This is a genomic window from Paraburkholderia sp. J67 (assembly GCF_905220265.1).
GTDB lineage: Bacteria > Pseudomonadota > Gammaproteobacteria > Burkholderiales > Burkholderiaceae > Paraburkholderia.
Window position 1 is genome coordinate 1 of sequence record NZ_CAJMZK010000087.1, and the last position, 719, is coordinate 719.

The 719-nt window shown below is 63.3% G+C and carries 1 protein-coding gene; it reads left to right on the plus strand.

Annotated features, from left to right (window positions below):
* On the plus strand, positions 1-719 hold a 719-nt coding region (locus tag U5782_RS41295; RefSeq protein WP_322049628.1), incomplete at both ends, for a branched-chain amino acid ABC transporter permease.

Genomic DNA, 719 nt, shown 5'->3' on the forward strand with positions numbered 1-719 from the left:
GTGCTTGGCAGCATCTACGCCATCATCGCGCTGGGCTACACGATGGTGTACGGGATTCTGGGCATCATCAACTTCGCGCACGGCGACGTGCTCATGGTCGGCGCGATGGTGGCGCTGTCCGCGATCACGGTGTTGCAGAATCACTTCCCGGGCCTCGGGAACATCCCCACGCTGTGCATAGCGCTCGTGATAGCCGCATTCGTGTGTGCGCTAGTTGGGTACACGATCGAAAAGGTCGCCTACCGGCCGCTGCGCCGCGCACCGCGTCTCGCTCCGCTGATCACCGCGATCGGCGTATCGATCCTGCTGCAGACGCTCGCGATGCTGATCTGGGGCCGCAATCCGCTGCCGTTCCCGCAGCTGATCTCGACCGATCCGCTCAACGTCATCAAGCCGACCGATACGGGTGTCGGCGCGGTGATCTCGCCGACTGAAATCGTCATCATCATCGTGGCGTTCGTCGTGATGGCGGGTCTGCTGCTGCTCGTGCACAAGACGAAACTTGGCCGCGCCATGCGTGCGATCGCGGAGAACCCGAACAATGCCTCGCTGATGGGCGTGAACCCGAACTTCGTGATCTCGGCCACCTTCATGATCGGCTCGGCGCTGGCCGCACTCGCCGGCGTGATGATCGCCTCCGAATACGGCAACGCGCACTTCTACATGGGCTTCATCCCCGGCATGAAGGCGTTCACCGCCGCAGTGCTGGGCGGGATCGG